The 24,455-nt window shown below is 70.0% G+C and carries 14 protein-coding genes; 9 read left to right on the top strand and 5 right to left on the bottom strand.

Annotated features, from left to right (window positions below):
- Positions 1–158: 158 nt before the first annotated feature.
- Complete coding sequence (locus tag ACFC51_RS34665; protein WP_376532720.1) at positions 159–575, top strand: hypothetical protein; 417 nt, start codon at positions 159–161, stop codon at positions 573–575.
- Here ACFC51_RS34665 and ACFC51_RS34660 read toward each other — a convergent pair.
- Together ACFC51_RS34660 and ACFC51_RS34655 are read right to left on the bottom strand one after the other, a co-directional pair.
- Positions 556–2,124 carry a DUF2207 family protein gene (locus ACFC51_RS34660; protein ID WP_376532719.1) on the bottom strand — a complete coding sequence of 523 codons (1,569 nt, stop codon included), beginning with the start codon at positions 2,122–2,124 and terminating at the stop codon, positions 556–558. The genes ACFC51_RS34665 and ACFC51_RS34660 overlap by 20 nt on opposite strands.
- Positions 2,121–2,666, bottom strand: coding sequence for a LemA family protein (locus tag ACFC51_RS34655; RefSeq protein ID WP_376532717.1), 546 nt, complete (start codon positions 2,664–2,666; stop codon positions 2,121–2,123). The genes ACFC51_RS34660 and ACFC51_RS34655 overlap by 4 nt, the downstream gene beginning before the upstream one ends.
- A 461-nt stretch (positions 2,667–3,127) precedes the next feature.
- Here ACFC51_RS34655 and ACFC51_RS34650 point away from each other — a divergent pair, with 461 nt between their 5' ends.
- The 3 genes from ACFC51_RS34650 (at position 3,128) to ACFC51_RS34640 (ending at position 7,090) form a co-directional block, all read left to right on the top strand.
- Positions 3,128–4,636, top strand: a complete 1,509-nt coding sequence (locus tag ACFC51_RS34650; protein WP_376532715.1) for a DUF4246 domain-containing protein — start codon at positions 3,128–3,130, stop codon at positions 4,634–4,636.
- 395 nt (positions 4,637–5,031) lie between these two features.
- A complete protein-coding gene (locus ACFC51_RS34645; protein ID WP_376532713.1) occupies positions 5,032–6,252 on the top strand; it encodes a metallophosphoesterase in 1,221 nt (406 codons plus the stop codon).
- A 268-nt stretch (positions 6,253–6,520) separates the two neighbouring features.
- Positions 6,521–7,090, top strand: a complete 570-nt coding sequence (locus ACFC51_RS34640; protein ID WP_376532711.1) for an SMI1/KNR4 family protein — start codon at positions 6,521–6,523, stop codon at positions 7,088–7,090.
- A gap of 73 nt (positions 7,091–7,163) precedes the next feature.
- Here the strand turns inward: ACFC51_RS34640 and ACFC51_RS34635 are convergent, their stop codons facing one another.
- Together ACFC51_RS34635 and ACFC51_RS34630 are read right to left on the bottom strand one after the other, a co-directional pair.
- A complete protein-coding gene (locus ACFC51_RS34635; protein WP_376532738.1) occupies positions 7,164–11,588 on the bottom strand; it encodes a hypothetical protein in 4,425 nt (1,474 codons plus the stop codon).
- Positions 11,589–11,660: 72 nt separating this feature from the next.
- The gene (locus ACFC51_RS34630; RefSeq protein ID WP_376532709.1) at positions 11,661–12,497 is read right to left on the bottom strand and encodes a hypothetical protein; all 837 of its coding nucleotides are present in this window, start codon (positions 12,495–12,497) and stop codon (positions 11,661–11,663) included.
- Between the two features lie 1,299 nt (positions 12,498–13,796).
- On the opposite strand from ACFC51_RS34630, the gene ACFC51_RS34625 reads away from it, so the two are divergent.
- Entirely contained in the window at positions 13,797–14,858 is a 1,062-nt protein-coding gene (locus ACFC51_RS34625; protein WP_376532707.1) for an FAD-dependent oxidoreductase, read from the top strand.
- 167 nt (positions 14,859–15,025) lie between these two features.
- Here ACFC51_RS34625 and ACFC51_RS34620 read toward each other — a convergent pair whose 3' ends face one another.
- A complete protein-coding gene (locus tag ACFC51_RS34620) occupies positions 15,026–16,831 on the bottom strand; it encodes an ABC transporter ATP-binding protein (protein WP_376372160.1) in 1,806 nt (601 codons plus the stop codon).
- 139 nt (positions 16,832–16,970) lie between these two features.
- Between ACFC51_RS34620 and ACFC51_RS34615 the strand changes: the two genes are divergently transcribed.
- The 4 genes from ACFC51_RS34615 (at position 16,971) to ACFC51_RS34600 (ending at position 24,388) form a co-directional block, all read left to right on the top strand.
- A complete protein-coding gene (locus ACFC51_RS34615; protein ID WP_376372157.1) occupies positions 16,971–17,417 on the top strand; it encodes a MarR family winged helix-turn-helix transcriptional regulator in 447 nt (148 codons plus the stop codon).
- 41 nt (positions 17,418–17,458) lie between these two features.
- Positions 17,459–20,401: an FAD-binding and (Fe-S)-binding domain-containing protein gene (locus tag ACFC51_RS34610; protein ID WP_376372154.1), complete on the top strand. Its 2,943-nt coding sequence runs from the start codon at positions 17,459–17,461 to the stop codon at positions 20,399–20,401.
- A gap of 286 nt (positions 20,402–20,687) precedes the next feature.
- Positions 20,688–22,610: an ABC transporter transmembrane domain-containing protein gene (locus ACFC51_RS34605; protein ID WP_376532705.1), complete on the top strand. Its 1,923-nt coding sequence runs from the start codon at positions 20,688–20,690 to the stop codon at positions 22,608–22,610.
- Positions 22,607–24,388 carry an ABC transporter ATP-binding protein gene (locus ACFC51_RS34600; protein ID WP_376532703.1) on the top strand — a complete coding sequence of 594 codons (1,782 nt, stop codon included), beginning with the start codon at positions 22,607–22,609 and terminating at the stop codon, positions 24,386–24,388. Before ACFC51_RS34605 ends, ACFC51_RS34600 begins: the two co-directional genes overlap by 4 nt.
- Positions 24,389–24,455: the final 67 nt, after the last annotated feature.

Raw genomic sequence — 24,455 nt, 5'->3', positions numbered from 1 at the left:
GGACCCGGCGCCCTCCCGTGCTCCGCGTCGCCCGGCCCTCGCCCCGCCAGGGCGAACCCCTCCCGTGCCGGACGGCCTTTCCTCTGCCGGGCGACCTTTCCCGCACCGGCTGCCGCCGGACTCCGACGATTCTCCAACACCTCTGCGGAGAAGGTCGGATGCCCCCTACAGCGCTGGCCGGCGGCAACAGCCGCAGACGCTTCCTCCTCGGCGCCGCGGGCGCGTTCGGCGCCGGTGTCGCGGGCGCCCTGGGTGTTCCCCGTTCCGCCTCCGCCTCAGCTTCCTCCGGAGCAGCCGGGAGAGGCGCGTCGGTGACCGGCACGGTGTACATCGCGAGCGACTCCACCGCACAGACGTACAGCTCGGGCCACCACCCGCAGGCCGGGTGGTGGCAGGAGCTGCCCGCGTACTTCACCTCGAACGTCACGGTCGCCAACCGTGCCATCGGCGGGCGCAGTTCGCGGTCGTTCGTCGAGCAGGGACGTCTGGCCGCGATCCGCGTGGGTACGCGTCCGGAGCGCTTCGCCGTGGAGGCGCTCCGGAGCATCCGCTCCCTCAGGACACGTCCTGCCTGACGCCCTTCGCCGCCCGGTCGCCCTCCGGCCTCGCGGCCCGCACCAGCTCCGCGGAGAGAACGGTGCGCGTGCCCCGCGAGACCCTGAGCCGCACCTGGGCTCCGGTCGCGATGCCCTGCGAGGCCGCGGGCAGCGCCCAGGCGGTGGTCACGTCGGCATTCCCCTCGTCCAGGGCCAGGAACCGTGCCGCCCTCCTGCCCTTGCGCGACTCCATGCGCAGGACCTCACCAGTGACGGTGTCGGGCTCCCGCCGCTCCAGACAGGCGAGTGCCACGAAGTACGCAGCCAGCGCGCCGAAGGCCGTGACCGCGGCCCACTCGACGGGCACAGGACCGTCGTGGACGGCCGTGTCCCTGAACCAGCCGTGGCCGCCGCTCGCGAAGTTTCCGGGCATCATCGCCAGGAAGGCCACGAACAGGGCCCACCGGCTGAACTTTCCGGCCACCACGAGAGCGAGCAGCGCCACGCCCACCCAGCCGGCGCTCACCACCACCCCCGGCCGACGCATCGAGCCCTCGTCGACCGCCACCACCCAGTCGGGCTGCCGCAGCACGGCGAACGCGAAGAGGCCCCCCGCCACCACGGCCGCCGCGGCCGCGAGTTGCAACAGCCGGGGCGTCGAGCCGCCGAATCCGGGGCGCAGCCGCGGGTAGCGGATACGCACCGGGCGCCAGGTCCCTCCGTACGAGGACCAGACGCGCCGCCGGTCGCCGGAGTCGAAGCCGAGGAGCCGGCTGGTCAAGCTGGTGACGCCCAGCGCGGTCCCGTACGAGAGATAGCGGTCCCACACCGCCACGGAGGCGGGCGGCAGCTGGGCGAAGTCCTCGTGGGCCGTCAGCCAGGACCGCAGCCCTTCCCAGTGCCCGGCACGTTCGAGGCCCTTCGGTGTGGCCCGCTCGCGCAGCGACTTGGCGAGCAGGAAGACCAGCGCGACCCCGGGCGCCACACCGACAGCGGCCGCGGCACGCACGCCGTGCCCTCCCATGACCGCGGCCACGGCGAACAGCGATCCGGGTACGAAGGCACCGATCAGCAGGGCGCTGCCGAGCGACCGCGCGAACCGGAACCGGGACAGGCCGCGCAGCCGCGCCTCGGCGACGATCTCCTGGCGCAGGGCCGTGTTCCAGGAGGCGGCGCGCTTGTCGTCGCGGAAGGCGATCGCGCCGATGGGCGCTCCGCCGTTCGCCGCTCGGGCGGTGACCCGTTCGAGCACCCGCTGTTCATGAGCCAGGAGCACCGGTGCGGCCTGTCCTGCCTCGGTGACGTGCACGGTGCTGCGGGCGGGGTCGTCGCCCGGCTGCCGCAGCTCGACCAGCCCGCGGGCCGCGAGATCCAGCAGGGTGGCCGCAGCAGCGTGCTCCACGCCCCGCCAGCGGTTGCCGAGCAGGCTGACCACGGCCGGAGGTTCGGGATCGTCCCCGAACTCCTGGGTCGCGGGCCCCGGCGTGACCACGCCGTTCCGGGTCGCGACCAGGGCGAGCCCGAACACGACCAGCCAGAGCGCGATCAGGGCGGCGCCGCCCCAGTAGAGCTGTTCGACGAGCGTCACGCGAACCTCACCTGGACGGCGTCCTGAGCCGCACCGGGGGCCTCGAAGTACTCCCGGCGCCCGTGCGCGCCGCCCAGCCCCGCCACGATGTTCCCGGGGAAGCTTTCGAGGGCGGTGTGGTAGCTCTGCACAGCGCTGTTGTAGAACTGCCGTGCGTACGCGATCTTGTCCTCCGCCGACCTCAACTCGGCCTGGAACGTACTGAAGTGCTGGTCCGCCTTGAGCTCCGGGTAGCTCTCCCCGAGCGCGAACAGCTTCCCCAGGGTGGCGGTCAGCGCGTCCTCGGCGGCCGCTCGGTCCGTCGCGCCGAGCCCGCCGCTCATGGCCTGTCCGCGTGCGGCGGTGACCGCTTCGAAGGTGGCGCGCTCATGGGCGGCGTAGCCGCGCGCCCCCTCGACGAGATTCGGGATCAGCTCGTGACGTCGCTTCATCTGCACGTCGATCTGCGCCCACGAAGCCTGCGTCTGATTCCGCAGCCGGACGAGCCGGTTGTAGGTCCGGACGACCCACCACACGCCCACAACGACACATACCGCAACCATTGCACCGACGATGACACCCATGGTGTCGCCCCCCAAGGCCCAGAAGATCCGCCCCCCTGGCCGATCGACGTGATCTTATGCGGGGATGTCATGACCCGCGCAACGGGGGCGTTCCCGATGCGGCCGGTGGCGGCGTCGGGCGGTCACCGGTCGGGCCCTGCCGGTCGGTCCGGATCAGCGCCGTCCGGCCCCACTCGGTGAACGGGTTCCGGGCGGGCTTCGGTTCGGGCGAACGAGGACACGACGGCTTCCGGCAGGTCGTGCCCCGGCACTCGGTCAGGACCCCGGGGGGAACGCCCGGAACGGGTCGGATGCCGCCCGGAAGGCGTCTGCCGTAGGGGCGGAGTCGGGAGAAGCCCCCTCGCTCCCCGGCCGGCGGCGGCCGGTCCACGACCTCAGGGATGTCGGCCCCTCCGAGTATTCTTCCCGCCACCACATGCCGACTCGGAGGACCAAGAGAATTGTCCGGCCTGCCTGCCTTCCCCCTGCCGTTTCAGACGTCCCGTTCCCTCTCGTTCGCCACGCCCAGGACGCTGCGGGAACTCCAGATGATGGAGTGCAGCGCACACATCCGGGCGAAGCCGGGGTGGTTCGAGAAGAGGCACGATGCCGACATCGTCGCCCGGTGGACGAACGAGGCCGTCGCGCAGGGGCTCACCGAAGCGCAGGTTCGCCATGTACTCGCGGAACTGGCCCACTACGCCGCACTGCGGGACGGTGAAACCGGCATCGAGGTGTCCGCGGTCGACGGGGTGTGGCAGTCGGACACATTGATCGACGAGCAGCTCGGATCCCGGCTGCGCGAGGCGGCCCGGGTTCTGGAAGAGGTACCGGAAGCCGAGCAGGACTGGCATCCCGGTTCCGACGGCCAGGTGCTGGACCTGGTGCATCCCTCACTGTTCTGCCTGGTGAGAGGGGTGAGCGATGCGCCGGAAGACGCCTGGCGGAAGCCGGCCGGCCACTTCTCGGCCTACGAGTTCTCGGAGACGTACCAGTGGCTTCCCACGGACGTCGATGTCAGCTCCGACGGCGAGGTCGACTTCCGTTCCTATGTGAACAACGTCCACCCCGAGACCCATCACCACCTCGTCTCCGTCCTCCCGGAACTGTTCGCGCGCATGCGCCCCCTGTTCGAGAACGTACTCACCGATCTGCTCCATCCGCGCCCTCCTCGGATCGAGGCCGATCCCTACGGGTGGTACGACTCGGAGCCGGAGCACCCGGACAGGTCTTCCTACGGCGACGACGGGTCCTACCAGGAAGCCGTGCGGGCGTGGGAGGAGGCCGAGGACGAGTGGTACGAGAACCGCTCCCCGGTCGTCCCGGACGCCCCGGCCTTCACCCCGCCCGAGATACCCGGTGACTCCGCCCGGGTCGACCTGCGCGGACGCCGCCTCCAGGTCATCGTCAAGCTCGCCACCCTTCATCTCACCCCGGACAAGTCCGAGTACCGGGGCGGTTCCTGGCATGTCGAGGGGATGATGAACGAACGGATCGTCTCGACCGGCATCTATTACTGGGACAGCGAGAACATCACCGAGAGCCGGCTGGGCTTCAGGGCCGCACTCGACGACCCGCGTTACGAGCAGAGCGACGACACGGGCATGCGCGAGGTCTACGGCCTGGAGGACGAGGACGCTCTGAACCAGACGCTGGGATCAGCATCGACCCCGGCCGGCCGCTGCCTGGCGTTTCCGAACATCCTGCAACACCGCGTCGGATCGTTCCGCCTCACGGATCCCACCCGCCCCGGGTACCGCAAGATTCTCGCGTTCTTCCTGGTCGATCCGTCGGAGAGAATCGTCTCGACGTCCGATGTGGCTCCGCAGCAACCATGGTCCGGCACGACGACCATGACGCTCGAACAGGCCAAGGACCATCGTGAACAACTCATGCGGGAACGCAAGTTCTTCGTGGCCGAGCACAACGAGCAGCTCTACGAACGAGCCTTCTCGCTCTGCGAACACTGAGCCCGGAAAGCGTTCACGGCTGGGCGGTGACCGCGCTGCCCGAGAGGTGCAGGGACCTCACCCGGCGGCCGCCGAGGGGGGCGGCGGGCGCGGCTCCCGGCCACACCGGCGGAGTCCGCGCGGCCTGACCACCCCGTCCGGTGCCGCCGGGATCGTGGTCGACGCGGAGCGGGTGCGGGAGGCTACGCTGCCGGTGGTGCGCTCGTCGCCGCGATGCCGGGGGTGCTGTGGACCACGAGGCCTGCTGGTCCGGCAGGTGCGGCGGGAGCAGGATCGGGGCACCGGCGGCGGGCCCTGTCGGACTGCGGCGGAAGGCCGGTACGACGGCATCCACCGGCCGTCACCCGGCTCCGCCACGGGCACCGTCCGCCGGACAGAACCGCAGGAGGGGAAGCGTGACCGAGACAAGCGACACCCGATCCGCCGGCAGTGAGGCACCAGGGGCGTCACGGAGCCGGCTGCAGCGCCTGATGCGCTACATCCCTCTGATCGCCCCCGTCCTGCTGTGGGCCGTGCCGTGCTGGGTGCTCGTGCATGCCGGCCAGCACTGGCCGCTCCCCGTCGCGGTGACCGGCACCGCACTGTTCGCCCTCGGCCTGATCGGGATGCCGCTCGCGATGACGCGTGGCCACGGCCGGCGCCAGCAGGACCGGGCGGCGATCGTCGGTGACGTGCTGCTGGGCGGCATCTGGATCCTGTTCACCTGGTCCGTCCTGCTCGGCGTCCTGTTGCGGCTCGCCCTGACGGTGGCCGGAGCCGGTGACGGGCAGGACCGGGCCCGGCTCGTCACCTGGGCCGTCCTCGGTGCAACCGCCGTACTGCTCGCCTGGGGGTACGCCGAGGCCCGGCGTGTGCCACGCGTACGCCGCCTCGACGTACCACTCCCGCGTCTGGGGGCCGGATTGGACGGCACCCGCGTCGTCCTGATCACGGACACCCACTACGGTCCCCTCGACCGCGCCCGCTGGTCGGAGAAGGTCTGCGAGAGGGTGAACACCCTGGAGGCCGACCTGGTGTGCCACACCGGCGACATCGCGGACGGCACGGCCGAACGCCGGCGTGCCCAGGCCACCCCCCTGGGCAGCGTCCAGGCGACTCGGGCCCGTGTCTACGTCACCGGCAACCACGAGTACTACACCGAGGCCCAGGGCTGGGTCGACCTGATGGACGAACTGGGCTGGGAGCCGCTGCGCAACCGCCATCTGCTGCTCGAACGAGGCGGTGACTCCCTCGTGGTCGCCGGGGTCGACGACGTGACCGCCGAGTCCTCGGGCCTGGCGGGCCACCGGGCCCACCTCGCCGGAGCCCTCCGGGGAGCCGATCCCGAGCTCCCCGTACTCCTCCTCGCCCACCAGCCCGCGTTCGTCGACCGCGCGGCAGCGGAAGGCGTCGACCTCCAGATCTCCGGCCACACCCACGGCGGCCAGATCTGGCCCTTCCACTACCTGGTCCGCCTCGACCAGCCGGCCCTGGCCGGCCTCAGCCACCACGGCGCTCGCACACTCCTCTACACCAGCCGCGGGACCGGCTTCTGGGGTCCGCCCTTCCGCGTCTTCGCCCCCAGCGAGATCACCCTGCTCGTGCTCCGCTCCCCGCAGCAGCCCGCCTCCTCCTGACGCGTGTCGCAGGAGGTCGGGAAGGCGGAGCCGGGCGGCGACGCCGGGTGGGGCCTTGCGGCCGGGGCGCGGCCGTGGGGGACGGCAGCGGCTCGGCGGTGAGGTCCGCGTCGTCTCCCTCATGGAAGATCTCGCCCGCCCCCTCACCTGCATATGGTCGGACGATCTCACGGTGTGAGCGGATGTAGGCTCCTCGCACGACTGGAGTGATCGCACCTTGCGATGATCGTTAGTGCTGCTCTCACGCGGAGCAGAGAGGAGTGGGGCCATGACAGTGGTGGAAAGCTGGTCTCGCGTGATGAACCTCCTTCAGGAATGCGCCCCGGCTGATCACGCTGATTTCCCTGGACCGGCTACGGAGCCCATGATTGCGGCCGCCGAGGAACGGATGGGAATCCCACTCCACCCGGATCTGCGGGACTGGCTGCTTCAGAACAGTCTCGATCTTCCGGAGGAGGACATGGACGACGATGTGCGATGCCACGGTTTCGCCGGGTTCCCTGACGAGGGCAGCTTCTTCTTGGGGATCAGGGAGATGGAGAAACTCTACGACCATCACTCCCGGCCTGGAGGCATAAACCCTCCGGATCAACCGGACAATCCGTTCTGGCGCAACGAATGGATCCCGTTCCTGTCCGACCAGGACGCCTGGGCGGGAAAGTTCATCGATGTGCGGGACGGGCGTATCGGCACATGGTTCACAGGGGAAGTCACCACTGTGGGCGAATTCGATTCCCTGGCCGACTACTTCGACTCCTTGGCGAACATGCTCACCAATGTTTCCCAGGGATCACATGCGACGTGCTCGACGGCCGAAGGCCGGCTTTTCTGGACATGAGACGTTGAGGACACAAAGCAGGAATGCCCCCACGGTCACCCGCGGGGGCATTCTTACTGCATCCTCATGACGGTTACGGCGTGGGTGCGGTGAATCCGTCGAGGTCGAGCCAGTAGTCGTCGTCCTCCAGCAGGCGCTGTTCGTTGATGAAGCCACCGAAGGGCTGCATCGACTGGGTGTTGACCCAGTTCGACATCGAGGACCTGCCGCAAGGCTCCTTCCAGGTGGGAGGAGTCGCGTCCGGGCGCAGATGGAGCGTCATGGTGTCGTCGGCATTACGCTTCAGATAGGTCTGCACACATTCTTTTCCGCTGTACGAGACAGGGTTGGGCCCGTTGACGTTTCCACCGCTCTGGAACGAATTGGCGAAAGTGAACTCGTCACAGCTCCTCTGGTCGGTGATCGGCTTTCCGGCATCCGCGGACCACATGTCACTGAACAGGCCGGTGTACTTGTACGTCTTCCACCGCCTCTCGCAGATGAGCTGACGGTTACGGGCCTGCTGTGTCTTGGTGGGCTCGTCGGTGGCCATCTTGTTGGCCAGGTAGGTCAGCGGCTTGCCCCCGTTGTGGTTGCCCCAGTCGATGTTGGTCTTTCGCCACATCATGTCGATGTGGGCGGCGGCACCGGGGAACTTCTTGGAGTTCATCGTGAAGGTCGGGGTGTAACCGGGGAACACACAGCCCGTTCCAGAACCCACACTGTCACAGCGGACGTCCAGCTTCGACTTCTCGACCTCGGTCGGGACAGGCATCGGAACGCCGTTACCCGATCCCCCGAAGGTCCAGTAGGGGGTGATCACGTCCTTCGTGGTGCCGGTGCTCGGTGTCCACTTGAACCGGGTGGTGATGGTCCTGATCACCGTGTCACCCTTGGCGAACACCTTGGACCCTGACCAGTTGACGCTCGTGACGCTGCAGTATCCGCGGCACTTGGCCTGGTAGTCCATGGTGACCGTGTTCAGTGCACCTGTCATCTGCTTCAACACCATCGTCGTGACCTGGGAGAATTCATTACTCCGGGCGTCGAGATAGATCGTGTTGTAGTAGTCGAAGTACGACCTGCCCGACGGTGCGCCGTCCGTGAAGAACGTGGTCGTCACCTCGTCGTGTATGCATGCATTGGTGCGCTTGCGGGTGATCGAGACGGACACGATGGAGCACGACGCGCTGCTCCTGGCTGCCATCGGGGCCGCCGAGGCGGAACCGGACGAGAGCAGGGCGGCACCGGGATAGAAGTCCTCGTTGATCTCGTCACCGGGCTCGTCCAGTTCCGGGTCAGGAGCGGTCAGGTCGGCCCGCATGTCGCCGGTCATCGACTGGCCGTCGTACGTGCCGGGTACGAACGCCATGGCGTCGAAGGCGATGTCGGCCTCGCCGTTGCCGCCGTTGAAGTTGTCGAGACGTACTTCGGGGATCTGGTCACCGAACTCGTAGGCGCCCAGGTCCACCCACTTGTTGGACTGGTTCGCCGTCTGCGAGACGGCTGCTTCCTCCTCCCCGTCCGGAGTCTGGATCCGGTACACGGCGTTGGACGTCTGCGCACCGTGGTCGGGGATGTGCGCGAAGAGCTTGGCCTGGCGGGAGGTGTTGGTCAGCGGAGCATTGAGCTTCCAGGTGCCGGTGACCTTCAGCCGGTTGGCGTTGGCCGGGTAGGACTCCTCCGTGCGGGTGTGCGTGAACCAGAAGTGGTTGCCGTAGCCCGCGCCGATCTGATGGGTGTCGATCTTCCCCGGATACGTGGTGACGGTGGTCGGGTTGTCCTTGTCGTCATCCGTGAGGTCCATCTGGGTGTCCCAGGGGACATAGGTGAACCCGAACGTGCCGTCGGATTTCACCGCCCCGCATCCGCGGTCGGTGTCGACCCCCGCGGGTGTGGTGCCACCGGGCAGATCGTCGACCACCAGGGCGTTGGAGGGAAGGCTCCCGGTCGAGCAGTTCGGTGGATAGGAGTTGGCGTCGGGCTGCTCACCGTAGGACGTGCCGAAGCGGTGTACGCCGTTGCCGCACTCGGCGAGTTTCTCGCAGTCCTTCCACTGGTCCTTGGTGATCTCCTTGTTCCACCAGCAGTGGAGCCAGTGGGGGTTGGTGTCGCTGTTGCCCGAGTCGAGCGTGCAGGCGCCCTGTCCCTGGTCGTTGGAGTCGTTGTCGCCGATCTTGGACGGGACGCAGGAGTTGGACGCGTCGCAGAAGAGGTCCACCGGCGGCTTGGCCGCGGAGCGGTCCGCGTTGGTGGTCCACCACGCGGGGCGGTAGCCCGCCTGGAAGTCACCGGGCGCGAACATCGCGGAGATGGGACGCGCCGCCCAGCCGATCACCTTCTCCTCGTACGGCCAGTCCTGCGGGTGTGCGGCGTGGCTGTAGTCGTCGCCGGCGGGGTTGGTGGCGCTCTGCAGGAACGGAACCCGGTTGGCCTTCCACAGCGGGTTGGCCGGGTTGTTGGTCCAGCCGACGCCCGAGTGCCCCTGCGAGTCGGCGGTGTCGTAGAAACCGGAGTTGTACGCCCACAGGGCGAAGAACCAGTTCTCGATCCACTTGGGGTGGCCGCCGTTGATCTTCATGCCGGCGTTGTAGGTCTGGTTCCACTTCTCGGACAGGATCCGCACACCGGCGGCGACGTTCGCCGTGTAGTCGAGAGCCACGGCTTCCTGCGCGAGCGTGGACAGAGCGGTCTCACCCGGCTTGGTCTTGCCGGCGAGACGCATGCCGTCGGTCGCCTGGGTGATGCCGTAACCGCAGTCCGCGTCGGCCCAGTTGATCCGCCAGGGGTCGATCTGCTCGCCGGACGCCGCGAAGTCGACACCGTAGTAGTTGCCGACCAGGGAGTTGGCGGTGACCCCGGGCACGGCGAAGCGGGTCGCCTGCCACATGTTGGATTCCTGCGCGGTGATGCCGAGCATCACCTGTGCGGGGATGTGCCACTTGTCGGTGACGTCGGGGTCCTCGTTGTCGAGGGTGCCGTTGGGGTCACCCGCGAGGACGGTCGAGGGGAACAGGCCCTGCGGCTGATAACCGCCGGTCCCGGTGTTCTTCCAGTTGCCTTCGCGGTAGAAGTCCAGTTCACCGACGACAGCCTGGTCCACCGCCCATTCGACCTGGCGCGGAGTGGGCTGGAACGCCTGCTTCTTCGGGTCGTTGCGGGCCACCGCGCAGTAGCGTTCGCCGGTGCCCTCGCTGGGGTTGTCGGCCTGCGCGGCGAGCGCCTGGGTACGGACGCTCTGGGTGGACAGGCCGTCCGTGCTCTTCTCACCCGTGTCCGGGCCGGAGTCGACCGGACCGCCCGTGGGCAGAGCGGGAGACAGGGCGTGCCCCTGCGCCTCGTCGCCCACACGGTGCGCGCCGGGGCGCAGGTCGAGGGTCACGGACTTGCCCGAGTCCAGCATGCGCAGGGCCGTACGGGCGGGCCGCGGCTTGGCGGCGTCCTCCGGGTTGACCAGAGTGGTCTTCCCGTCGGACCAGGTGGTGGTCAGAGCCGCCTGGGCGTGACTGGAGATCGCCGCGCCCATGGGGAGCTTGCCGGGGTTGTGCACCCGCTTGGGCAGGGCCTTGGACGTGGCGTCACCGGTGACGAACACCTCTCCGCGTGCCGAACGAGCCAGGTCCCAGGCCTCCAGCTTGCCGGAGGCCACCGTGACGGGCTCGGTCTTCTTGCCCTGCGCGACCTCGGTGCGTGTCAGGTGCTTGGCCCAGCTGGCCGGCGTCTTGGATGCCTTCTTGTCCAGCTCGCGGTCGATGAAGGTGATGCCGCCTTCGGCATCGGCAGTGATCTGGAACGGCACAGTCGTCGTGGTGGCCAGGGGCTTCTCGGTCCTGCCCTTGATGCGCACCAGCTTGTTGCCGTGCGCGGCGACGACGCCTTCGGCCGTGGGAACGGCAGACGTCACCTGCCCGGCGAGCGTGACGGACGGGCTCTGCTTGCCCGTCGCTGCGTCGACGGTGATGAGACGGGTCTGCTGCTTCTCGTCGCCGTCGTGAGAGAGCTGGGTGAACACCGCCTGATCGCCCTGGCCGCAGCCCGGCGAGAAGTAGGCGAGCGACGACTGGAACGGAAGCTTGGTCACCTTGCCCGATTCCAGGTTCACCACTGCGGTGAAAGCCCCGCGGACCATGAGCTCGGGCTTGTTGGTGAACATCCGCGGCGCATACGAGACGGCTGCATACTTGCCGGACTCGGTCACGCAGTGGTTACCGATCCACGTGTCCGAGGCGAAGCCGTCCTCGAACAGGCTGGCTATCGTCCGAAGCTGATAGCCGTCCTCCTCCTTGCCCGCGAGTATGTGGAAGCCGGTTCCGTCGCCGGTCGCGGTGACCGCGGTGTCGGCGGACTTCTCGTAGTCCGCGCCGAGTATGCGGACCCGGTCCTTCGCCGGGATCGCGGACGGCTCCAGCGAGACCTTCTTCTGCTGCTCGGTGGTGTCGCTCCACCCCTGTGCCGCACCCGCGGGCGGTTTCGACCCGTCGGCCTGCGCGGGCAGACCCAACGGTATCGCCAGCGCCATGGCCACCGCGAGGGTGACCGGTATGCGCGGACGGATACGTCTCTTTCTCAACTGCTTTTCCCCTCTGGTCATCTACTTGACGGCCTTGGCGGCCGTAAGGACTTCCTTCATGCGCCTTTCGACGGCAGTGAGCTGGTCCTTGTTCTTTTTGATCAGCTGCTTCTGCACTGCCGACTCCTCCTTGAACCAGACCTCGATCAGGCGGGTCTGCTCCTTGCAGTCGATGTCGTCCAGCGCGAGCGCGATCGAGTCTTCGGTGTCGGTGCCGCCGAGGCCCTGTTCCATGGCCCTGTACGGATCCGAGGCGGCGTGGCCCTTGCCCTTCATGCAGGCCGACCACTTGGTGATGGCCTTCTCGACCGGCTGGTGGGGGCGGGATTCGGAAATTCCTGTCGACGCGAGCTGGACGACGAATCCCGCATCGAACTCGTTGAGCTTGAGTTTCCGCTTCGCCCATCCGACACAGCCGCCTTCGTGCAGCTTCTTGCCGTCGTACTCGGCGCGAGCCGGTTTGGTCTCGTCGCCCGCCCCGGAGTAGGCACCGTCGCTGCCGGTGGGAGGGGCGAGCGATTCCGGCTTGGTGCGCCCGGTGAGAACCTCGACCTGGATGTTCGGCAGGTCGGGCGTCTGCTCGGCGGTGTACTTCCGCTGCTCGGGCGGGAGCAGGTATCCGTACTTCTCCGCCTGAGCACGGTCAGTGATGCCGTAACGGCGCTCGATGTTCATGCTGTTGCTGCTCGCCGGCGGATTCACCCCAGGGCGTGGCAGGTCGACCGTGAATCCGTACTCGGCCATGCACTCCGTCTGAAGCGTGCGCAGAGCGGAGTCGATGACGACCTGATCCGCGTACGAGACCATGTAGCCTTCGAGCGGAAGTTCGAGGCCCTTGACCAGTCCGGAACTGGGCATTTCCTCCGGCCACTCGCTCCGGTTGGCATACGTCTCTTTCGTCTCTTTCGCAGCTGTGCCCGAGGAGGGCTCGGACTGCGAACAAGAGCTGAGAAGTATTGCCGCGAGCATGACAGTCGTGGCAGCGGACGCTTTCCTGAGGACGTGCACGGGTTCCTTCTCTGTGTGATGTCGTGAAGCGCCGAGACGCTCGTGAAGAGGCGCTTTCGCACCCATGGCGAACGGGCACGGAGTGACCGGCCCGCCACGATTCGGGAGCCGGGATTCCCGGAAAGTCGGTGTGCCCGTTCACATGTGTCGAGTACGGCACGGGTGGCGGCTCCGGCACTCGATGTCTTGGTCGGCCCACGGGACGCCCGTCCGCCGCCTTGCTCAGTGAGCCCTGCCACGGACACCACGTACGAACGAAGGCTGCTTGAACGGGCCGCACGTCACCGCGGCTCGAGGGAGGCGAGGTCGAGAACATCGAGCCGGACTCTCCGCGGCCGACTGCCGTCGCATCCGCATCCGCATCCGCATCCGCATCCGCACCGGCGAACTCCGGGGCCGCTGCGTCCGTAGCGACGTCGCCGGTTCGCCGGTCGGAGCCGACGTCATTCCTCTCCCCCACGCGTTGATGCAGCGTTCCCCCCCAGGCGCACGTCGGTTCAACGTCGAGGACTGGACGCGCGGTGGACGCCATCTGCATGCCCCAGCCATCGACTTGGGCATTAGATCATCATCACTTCTCCGCGAAGTGGACATTCAGTGACCTAGTCGACGGTCACGAATTCATCTCTTTCTCACCTGCGCGGTCGAAGCCGGTGACGCCACAGCGACGGACGGCACAGACCTCTTGGCGGCGGATGGAGCAACCTAACTGACGTAGACAAGAGCAGAGTTGGCTCCGATCGGCTGTTCGGCCACCCCGGAGCGGTGTGATGCATCGCTCGCCTGGGATCAGCGATGCCATGCCCGATCGATCCGACGACGACGTGAAGCACACGGGCTGAGGGCCCATGAACACGGAGGCGCGATACGGCCCTGTGCGGAGCCGAGCCAACAGGCCGGGTCCGGACCGCACCGCACCGCACCGCACCGCACCGCACCGGCAGGGGAGCACATACCAGGACCGCGGCAGCAGCCACCGGCACCGCTGTCGGGTCCGGCCGCCGGGCGGGGAACTCGCGCCCTCGATGGTCTCGCGCACCGAGGAGGAGGCCCCCGGGCACGTGCCCGCTCCCCCGCCGTCCAGGTGCGATCCGCCCGGGGAAGATCCGGGACCCCGTCCGGGTTGGTAGAAGCGTGAACGACTTCGGGATGCATGAGCTGGACGTGGTGGTCATCGGCGCAGGGCAGGCGGGCCTGTCCGCCGCCTACCACCTGCGGCGCGCCGGCCTCGGGCCCGACCGGGACTTCGTGGTGCTGGACCACGCGCCCCGTCCGGGTGGCGCCTGGCAGTTCCGCTGGCCCTCGCTCACCTACGGCAAGGTGCACGGCATGCACTCCCTGCCCGGCATGGAGCTGACGGGCGCCGACGACAGCCGTCCCTCGTCGGAGGTGATCGGCGCGTACTTCGACGCGTACGAGCACCGGTTCGGCCTGCGCGTGCACCGCCCGGTCGAGGTGGACGCCGTGCGCGAGGGTGACGGCGGTCGGCTGCTCGTCGAGACCTCCGAGGGCACGTACACCACCCGTGCGCTGATCAACGCCACGGGCACCTGGGACCGGCCCTTCTGGCCGCACTACCCGGGCCAGGAGACGTTCGAAGGACGGCAGTTGCACACGGCGAACTATCCAGGGCCGGCCGAGTTCGCCGGCCTTCGCGTGATCGTGGTCGGCGGCGGCGCGTCGGGGACCCAGCACCTGATGGAGATCGCCGGTACGGCCTCCGCGACCTACTGGGTGACGCGGCGGCCCCCGGTGTTCCGGGAAGGGCCGTTCGGTGAGGATCAGGGCCGGGCCGCAGTGGCCATGGTGGACGAGCGCGTACGCCGGGGACTCCCGCCTCGGAGCGTGGTGAGCGTGACCGGGCTCCCGCTCAACGACGCCGTACGGCGCGCCCGTGAGCAGGGGATCCTCGACCGGCTCCCCATGTTCGAGCGGATCACCCCGGACGGAGTGGCCTGGGCCGACGGCAGCACGGTGGACGCCGATGTGATCCTGTGGGCGACCGGCTTCCGCCCGGCCGTCGACCACCTGGCGCCGCTGGGACTGCGCGAGCCGGGCGGTGGCATCCGCGTCGAGGACACCCGAGCGGTGCGGGACCCCCGCGTGCACCTGGTCGGGTACGGCCCGTCCGCGAGCACCATCGGCGCGAACCGGGCCGGGCGGGCGGCGGTCCGCTCGGTCACCCGCCTGCTGAACCAGGTGCCCGCCTGACCGGCGGGATCAGCGGGCCGAGTCACCGGGTGCCCGCCTCACACATCCGTGACTCAGCTCGGTCCTGCCGGAAGATGCGGCGGGCGTGCGAAGCAGTGCACCGACAGCGGATCGACTTCCTCCTCCGGCCGGACGTCCCGGGGCGGCTCCGCAGCCGGGCCGATGCCTCAGGTGGCGACCGGTGCCGGCCGGCTGTCGCCGCGGATCAGGGCGGCGTACCGCCCGTCCTGCGCGAGCAGTTCCTCGTGCGTGCCGCGCTCGGCCGCGCGGCCGTCGTCCAGGACGACGATCTGGTCCGCGTCCCGGACGGTGGAGAGCCGGTGCGCGATGGTGAGGGTGGTGCGGCCCTTCGACAGAGCGTCGATGGCTTGCTGCACAGCGTGTTCCGTACGGGTGTCCAGGGCGCTGGTCGCCTCGTCGAGGATCAGCACCGGCGGGTCCCGGAGAATCGTCCGGGCGATCGCCAGCCGCTGCTTCTCACCGCCCGAGAACCGGTACCCGCGTTCACCGACGAGGGTGTCGTAGCCGTCGGGCAGCCCCGCGATGTGCTCGTGGATCTGTGCGGTGCGGGCCGCCGCCTCGATCTCCTCGTCGGTGGCGTCCGGTTTCGCGAAGCGGAGGTTGTCGGCGACCGAGGCGTGGAAGAGGTAGGTCTCCTGGGAGACCACGCCGACGGCCCGGGCAAGGGTGTCGAAGTCCAGGTGGCGTACGTCGACACCGTCGATCGTGACCCGGCCCCCGGTGACGTCGTACAGCCGGGGAACCAGGTAGCTGAGCGTGGACTTGCCCGATCCGGTGGGGCCGACGACGGCCAGGGTGTTCCCTGCGGGCACGGTCACGTCGATGCCGCTCAGGGTCGGGCCGCTCGTCGCGTCGTAGGCGAAAGTGACGTCCTCGAAGGCGAGGTCGCCGCGGATCTTCTCCAGCCGGACGGGCTTCTCCGGCTCGGTGATGTCGACGTCGAGGTCGAGGTACTCGAAGATGCGCGCGAACAGGGCGAGGGACGTCTGCATCTGGACACCGGTGGAGAGCAGGCTCACGGCGGGCCGGAAGAGGCCCTGCTGGAGCGAGACGAAGGCGACCAGCGTGCCGATGGAGACGGCGGTGACACCCGACTGGAGGGTGAGACCCGCCGCCCAGTAGATGACCGCCGGCATGGCGGCCATCACGATTCCGATGGTGGACATCCTCCAGCGTCCCGCCATGCTGGAGCGCACTTCGAGGTCGACGAGGCGCTCCGACTCCTCGGAGAAGGCCCTGGTGAGGGAGTCGGAGCGTCCCATGGTCCGGCCGAGCAGGATCCCGCTGACCGAGAGTGATTCGGTGACGGTGGCCGCCATCGCGGCCATCTGCTTCTGGCGCTGGGTGGTGATCTTCTTCCGCTCCCGGCCGACGCGGCGGCTGATCCACACGAAGACCGGCAGCAGGAGCAGCGAGACCACGGTGAGCCGCCAGTCCAGCGCGAGCATGGCGACCACGGTGGCGACGACGGAGGTGAGGTTGGAGACCAGGGAGGTCGCCGTGGAGGTGACCGTCGCCTGCATTCCGCCGATGTCGTTGGCGATGCGGGACTGGACCTCACCGGTGCGGGTCCGGGTGAAGAAGGCGAGCGGCATCCGCTGCAGCTGGGTGTAGACGGCGGTGCGCAGGTCGTGCATGACGCGCTGGCCGACCGTCGTGGAGATCAGGGTCTGCAGGACGCCGAAGACGCTGTTCATCACGGCGGTGAGGATCATGCCGAGCGCGAGGAGCGTGAGCAGCCCTGTGCGCCCCTGGGGGATCGCGGTGTCCAGGACCTCGCGCAGCAGGAAGGGTGAGGCGACCGACACGAGGGAGGAGGCGCCGACCAGCAGCCCCACCACGGCGAGTCTCGCGCGGTAGGGGCGGAAGAGCCGGAAGATGCGGCGCAGCTCGGCGGGCGGCTGCCCGGTGTCCGGCGCGGGAGGTGTCCAGTCGGGTCCGTCGGGTTTCATGAGCTCCTTCGAGAGCGTGCGGTGGAAGGGTGCGGGGCGTGCGGCCGGGCCCTCGGGGTCCGGCCCATGAGCCGCATTCGGGAGCCTAGCTCATTGTTACCTCTATTCACAATGAACCAGGTCCTGATATTGTTCCCGCATGGACTCCCCCGACTCCGACGGCATGCTGGCCGAGCAGCTGCTGCGGCTCACCCGCAGGCTCCAGCGCATCCAGAGCCGGCAGCTGGAGCCGATAGGCATCACCCCGGCCCAGTTCCGCCTGCTGCGCACGACCGCGCACTACGACGGTCCGCCCCGGATGGCCGATCTCGCCGAGCGGCTGGACGTCGTCCCGCGCGCGGTGACCACCCTGGTCGACGGCCTGGAGGCGAGCGGCCGGGTGCGGCGCGCCCCGGATCCGACCAATCGCCGGGTGGTCCGGATCGAGATCACCGAGGAGGGCCGGGCGGTGCTCCGTTCGATGCGCGACGCGCGGAAGGCCGCCGCTGAGGAGATCCTGGCTCCACTGACCGCCGAACAGCGTGAGGTGCTCGGCGGTCTGCTCACCGCTCTGGTCGACGGGATGCCGGGGCGCCGCCGCTGCTGAGACGCGCGGTGCGGTCACCGCGCCGTCGAGGGGATCCTGACATGCCGCTGCTGGAGCCGAAGCCGGAAGCCCTGCGCCCTCGTACGACACGGGCGCCGTCCCCCGATCGGGTGCCCGGCGCGAAGGCGTCGGGGACCCCGGCGGAGCTGCGGGCCGGCCTGACGGCCCTGCTCGGTCCCGAGAAGGTGCTCTGGAAGGTCTCCGACCTCGTGCGGTACGCCTCCGACGCCAGCCCCTACCGCTTCCTCCCACAGGTCGTACTGGTCCCGGAGGACCTCGACGACGTCTCGGCCATCCTCTCCTACGCCCACGGCAACGGCCGGAGCGTCGTCTTCCGGGCAGCCGGCACCAGCCTCAACGGCCAGGCGCAGGGCGAGGACATCCTCGTCGACGTCCGCCGGCACTGGACGGGGATCGAGGTCCTGGACGGTGGCGCCCGGGCCAGGATCCGCCCCGGGACCACCGTCATGCGGGCCAACGCCGCGCTCGCCCGGCACGGCCGGATCCTGGGGCCCGACCCCGCCAGCGCCATCGCCTGCACCATCGGCGGGGTCGTGGCGAACAACGCCTCGGGGATGACCGCGGGAATCACGAGGAACTCGTACCGCACGGTCTCCTCGCTGACCTTCGTCCTCCCCAGCGGCACGGTGGTCGACACGGGTGAACCGGACGCCGACGAGCTGCTCCGCCACGCGGAGCCGCACCTGTGCGACGCGCTGCTGGCTCTCAAGGCCGAGATCGAGGCCGACGAGCGGCTCACCGCTCGCATCCGCGCCAAGTACGAGATCAAGAACACCAACGGCTACCGCCTCGACGCGTTCCTCGACGGATCGACTCCCGTGGAGATCCTCCGTGGGCTGATGGTCGGCTCCGAGGGCACGTTCGGCTTCATCTCCGAGGTCGTCTTCGACACGCTTCCCCTGGACCGCCAGGTCTCCTCCGCGCTGCTGTTCTTCCCCTCGCTCACCGCGGCGGCCGCGGCGGTGCCCCGGTTCAACGAGGCGGGAGCGACGGCCGTCGAGCTGATGGACGGCAACACCCTGCGCGCCTCGGTCCGGGTCGACGGTGTCCCCTCCGACTGGGCGGCGCTCCCTCCGGGGACGACGGCGCTCCTCGTGGAGTTCCGCGCGCCGGACGAGAGCACGCTGGCCGCCTGCGAGCGGGCGGCGGCCTCGGTCGTCGCGGACCTCGACCTCGTCGCTCCGGCCGTCTCCGTCACCAACGCGTTCACCCGGGACGCCGCCACGGTGTCCGGTTACTGGAAGGCGCGCAAGGCGTTCGTCACCGCCGTCGGCGGCTCCCGCCCCTCGGGCACGACCCTGATCACCGAGGACTTCGCCGTCCCGCCGTCCCGGCTCTCGGAGGCATGCGAGGCGCTGCTCGCACTCCAGGCCGTCCATGGCTTCGACGCCGCTGTCGCAGGCCACGCGGCGCACGGGAACCTGCACTTCCTGCTCGCCTTCGACGCCGCGGACCCGGCCGACGTCGAGCGGTACGCCGCGTTCATGGACGCGTTCTGCACCCTCGTCGTCGACCGGTTCGACGGGTCGCTGAAGGCGGAGCACGCCACCGGGCGCAACATCGCACCGTTCCTGGAGAGGGAGTGGGGCCCCGTGGCCACAGAGCTGATGTGGCGGACGAAGCAGGCCGTCGACCCCGACGGGGTCCTGGCCCCGCGGATCGTGCTCGACCGGGACCCGAAGGCGCATCTGCGCGGGCTCAAGACCATCCCCAAGGTCGAGCCCGTCGCCGACCCGTGCATCGAGTGCGGCTTCTGCGAGCCGACCTGTCCGAGCGAGGACCTCACCACGACACCGCGTCAACGGATCGTGCTGCGCCGGGAGATGATGCGGCAGCCCGCCGGTTCACCGGTGGAGGCGGGGCTGCTGGACGCCTACGGCTACGACGCGGTCGACACCTGCGCCGGTGACTCCACGTGCAAGCTCGCGTGCCCGGTCGGCATCGACACCGGGGCCATGATGAAGGACTTCCGCCACCATCGGCACTCCCCGCGTCAGGAGCGTGTGGCGGCTCTGACCGCGCAGCACTTCAAGGTCGTGGAGGTGTCGGCCCGGGTCGCCCTCGGCGTGGCCGGTCTCGTCACACGCCATGCCGGGGACCGGGTGCTGGAGGCCGTGACGCGGCTCGCCCGCAGAGCCGTGGACCCGGATCTGGTGCCCGAATGGCTGCCCGAGATCCCCGGAGCCGCTTCCCGCTCCCTGCCGCCCACCACCCGGGCGGGTGCGAGCGCCGTCTACTACCCGGCCTGTGTGAACCGCATCTTCGCGGGCCCGGCGGATGCGGGGGCGCTGTCCCTCGCGGAGTCCGTCGTCTCCTTGTCCGCGCGAGCCGGGAAGCCCGTGTGGATCCCCGAGGACGTGACCGGCACCTGCTGCGCGACGATCTGGCACTCCAAGGGGTACGACACCGCCAACGCGGTGATGGCCAACCGCGTGGTGGAGGCCGCCTGGGGCTGGACCGCCGGCGGCTCGCTCCCCCTGGTCGTCGACGCGTCGTCGTGCACCCTGGGCCTGGCGCACGAGGTCGTGCCCTACCTCACCGAGGACAACCGTGCGCTGCACCGGGAGTTGAAGGTCGTCGACTCGCTGGTCTGGGCCGCCGACGAACTGCTCCCCTCGCTGACCGTGTTCCGCAGGACGGGCTCCGCCGTCCTGCACCCCACCTGCTCGATGGAGCATCTGGGTGACGTGGCACACCTGCGTACGGTGGCCGACGCCTGCGCCGAGGAGGTGGTCGTACCGGACGACGCGGGCTGCTGCGGGTTCGCCGGGGACCGGGGCATGCTGCACAAGGAACTCACCGACTCGGCGACCGCCAAGGAGGCGGCGGAGGTCAACACCCGCGAGTACGACGCCTATCTGTCGGCGAACCGGACGTGCGAGATCGGGATGGACCGCGCGACCGGACACCGCTACCACTCGGCGCTCATCGAGCTCGAACGCGCGACCCGGCCCGTCCTCTGACCAGCGGTCGAAGCACGCGCGGAAGGAGGCGAAGGCCCACCGGGCCGGGGCGGCGCCGGCCTCCGCAACCCTGTCCCCGACAGCACCCGACGCCCCCGGTGACGCCTCCGCCCCGGCCGCCCCGACGACCTGGGTCCCCGACGCCTCACCGGTGTCCGGGGATTCCGGGGGCCGGAAATAATCGGTTGCCCCGGACAGGGGCAGGAAGCGAACCTTGCACGGTTTGGTCCCCCCACTGTTCCACGAGGTCCGCCACGGATCTCCGCTTCCGATTCCTTGGGACGTCATGCAGATTCGCGATCTTCCGTACTCGGATCCAGGCGATCCCGACGTACGGTCAGGCCCCCGCTTCCTGATCTGGCTCGGGCGGCGTCAGCTGGGGGGCCAGCTCCGATCCCTCGCCTGGGGGCTGCTCCACCACTGCGCGATCGCGGGACTCCCGCTCGCCGTCGGTCTGGCGGTGCAGGCCGTCATCGACGACTCCGGCCGGGACCTCGTGACGGCCGGAGTCCTCCTCGTCGTCCTCGGCGTCCTCATCGCCCTGGGCGACACCATGCTCCACCGGACGGCGGTCACCAACTGGATCACCGCCGCGGCGCGGGTGCAGCAGTTGCTGGCCCGCAGGACGGCCGAGCTGGGCTCCGCGCTGACCCGGCGGGTGGCGGCCGGCGAAGTGGTCGCGGTGAGTACGGGCGATGTCGAGAAGATCGGCTGGTTCGTCGAGGCCCTGTCGCGCTTCCTGGCCGCAGCGACGGCACTCGTGCTGATCTGCGTCGGCCTCGTCCTCTACCTGCCCTCGCTCGGCGTGCTGGTCGCGGTCGCCACCCCTGTTCTGGCCCTGGCCGTCCTGCCGCTGCTCCCCCGGGCCACCCGGCGGGCGGATCTGCAGCGGGAGAAGGCGGGCAAGGCCACGGAGCTGGCCTCCGACACGGTGGCCGGGCTGCGGGTGCTGCGCGGCATCGGCGGCGAGGAGCTCTTCCTCGGCCGCTACCGGCGCGCCTCCCAGGAGGTCCGCAAGGCTGCCGTGCGCAGTGCGCGGATGTGGGCGCTCATCTCGGCGATCCAGGTGTTCCTGCCGGGAGTTCTGCTGATCTCGCTGGTCTGGTACGGCGCCACGCTGGCCCGGGACGGCCTGATCGACGTCGGCCAGCTGGTCACCGTGTACAGCGCGGCGACCCTGATGCTCTTCCCCCTGCGCAACGTGGAGGAGATCGCCATGGCGTACTCCTTCTCGCGGCCGTCCGCCCAGCGTGCGGTCCGGGTGCTGTCCCTGCGTCGCACCACGCGCCCGCCGACGGCGGACACCGTGGTGCGTCGCACCACGCGCCCGCCGACGGCGGACACCGTGACCCCCCGGGGCGATCTGTACGACCCGGTGACCGGACTGATGGCACCTCAGGGTCTGTTCACCGCGGTGGTCTGCGGCGATCCCGACGAAGCCGGACGGCTGGCGGAGCGGCTCGGCGGGCACGCGGAGCCGCACTCCGGAACGCGGGCGGAAGCGGACGAAACACCCGAGCCCGTCCCCTCGGTGCTGCTCGGCGGTGTGCCACTGGACGAGCTGCCGCTCGACTCGGCGCGCACCGCGGTGCTGGTGCAGGACAAGGACCCGGTGCTGCTGTCCGGCACGCTCCGGGAGCTCCTGGACGTCCCCTCGTCGGGCGCCGTGTCCGCAGAGGAGGCGCTCGCCGCCGCCCGGTGCGGTGACGTGCTGGACGCCCTGGCGCAGGCGTCCGTCGACGCGGACGGCGACCCGATGAACACCCGGATCACCGAGCGGGGCAGGTCGCTGTCCGGCGGCCAGCGCCAGCGGCTGGCGCTGGCCCGTTCGCTGGTCACCGACCCGGAGGCGCTCGTTCTCGACGAGCCGACGTCCGCCGTCGACTCCCACACGGAGGCCAGGGTCGCCGCAGGAATCGAACAGCTGCGCCGGGGTCGCACGACCGTGGCGTTCGCGTCGTCCCCGCTCCTGCTGGACCTGGCGGACCGCGTCGTGCTCCTTCACGGGGGCACGGTCGTGGCGGCGGGCACGCACCGCGAACTGATGAGGGACGAGCCGCTGTACCGGGCGGTGGTGACCCGTGAGACCGAGGACGAGACCGCTTCACCGGCCGCCCCGGGCGGACTCGCCGTGATCGACGGCCTCCGGCCGGCCCCGGCGGACGAGGAGATGGCCCGCGCGGTCGAGGAAATCGAGGAGAGAGCATGATCGGCCTGGCACCACCGGCGTACGACCCGGCCGCGCCGCAGTCGGCGACGACCCTGCCGGTCGGTACGCCCACGACGGTACGGAGCTATGTCCGCGCACTGCTGCGGCGGCACCGCACGCCGTTCGCCGTGCTCATCGCGGTCAACGCGGTCGCGGTGATCGCCTCGATCACCGGGCCGTACCTCCTGGGCGGGCTGGTCGAGGACCTCTCCGACGGGGTGACCGACCTCCATCTGGAGCGCACCGCGGCGGTGTTCGCGCTGGCGCTCGTCGTGCAGACCGTGTTCACGCGGACGATGCGCCTGCGCGGCGCGATGCTCGGTGAGGAGATGCTCGCCGATCTGCGCGAGGACTTCCTCGTACGGTCGGTCGGGCTGCCGCCCGGCGTCCTGGAGCGGGCCGGCACCGGGGATCTGCTGTCCAGGATCACCACGGACATCGACCGGCTGGCCAACGCGATGCGTGAGGCGGTGCCGCAGCTGGCGATCGGCGTGGTCTGGGCCGGGCTGCTGCTCGGCGCGCTGACCGTCACCGCCCCGCCGCTGGCTCTCGCGGCGCTGGTCGCGCTTCCGGTGCTGGTCGTCGGCTGCCGCTGGTACTTCAGGCGGGCACCGTCCGCGTACCGCTCGGAGGCCGCCGGGTACGCGGCGGTCGCGGCCGCGCTGGCCGAGACCGTGGACGCCGGGCGGACCGTGGAGTCCCACCGGCTGGGTGCCCGCAGGGTCGCCCTGTCGGACCGGCGGGTAGCGGAGTGGACGGCCTGGGAGCGGTACACCCTGTTCCTGCGTTCGGTGCTCTTCCCGGTCATCAACACCACGTACGTGACCATCCTCGGCGCGGTGCTGCTGCTGGGCGGCTGGTTCGTCATGGAGGACTGGATCACGGTCGGGCAGCTGACGACGGGGGCGCTGCTGGCGCAGATGATGGTCGACCCGATCGGTCTGATCCTGCGCTGGTACGACGAGCTGCAGGTCGCCCAGGTGTCGCTGGCCAGGCTCGTCGGCGTACGGGAGATCGAGCCCGGGGCCGGTGAGGACGGCATCTCGCCCGACGGCCGGGAGGTGCGGGCCGAGACCGTGCGCTTCGGTTACCGCGAGGGCGTCGACGTGCTGCACGAGGTGTCGCTGGACGTCGCTCCGGGGACGCGGCTGGCCCTGGTCGGGCCGTCCGGTGCGGGCAAGTCCACGCTGGGGAGGCTGCTGGCCGGGATCTACGCACCCCGGGCGGGCTCGGTCGCGCTGGGCGGCGCCGAACTGTCCCGGATGACGGCGGAGCGCGTACGGACCCATGTGGCGCTGGTCAACCAGGAGCACCACGTGTTCGTCGGCTCGCTCCGCGACAACCTCCTGCTCGCGCGTACGGATGCCGAGGACGCGGAGCTGTGGGCCTCGCTCGCGGCGGTGGACGCGGACGGCTGGGCGCAGGCCCTCGACGAGGGGCTGGACACGGAGGTCGGCTCCGGCGGTCTGGCCCTCACCCCGGCGCAGGCCCAGCAGATCGCCCTGGCGCGTCTCGTCCTGGCGGACCCGCACACGCTGGTGCTGGACGAGGCGACCTCGCTGCTGGACCCGCGGGCGGCGCGTCATCTGGAGCGCTCGCTGGCGCGGGTGCTGGAGGGCCGTACGGTCATCGCGATCGCGCACCGTCTGCACACGGCGCACGACGCGGACGTGATCGCGGTCGTGGAAAACGGCCGGATCAGCGAACTGGGCAGCCACGACGAGCTGGTGGCCGCCGACGGCGCGTACGCGGCGCTGTGGCGCTCCTGGCACGGCTGAGCGGGCCCGGGGGCGGCTCGTCGGGCCGTCCCCCGCGGCCGGTCCGGCGGGCGCGTACGCCCGCCGG

This window comes from Streptomyces sp. NPDC055962, from assembly GCF_042270185.1.
In the GTDB taxonomy this organism is placed as follows: Bacteria; Actinomycetota; Actinomycetes; order Streptomycetales; family Streptomycetaceae; genus Streptomyces.
The sequence above is the reverse complement of the archived record's forward strand: the minus strand, read 5'-3'. Positions and strand labels throughout refer to the sequence as shown.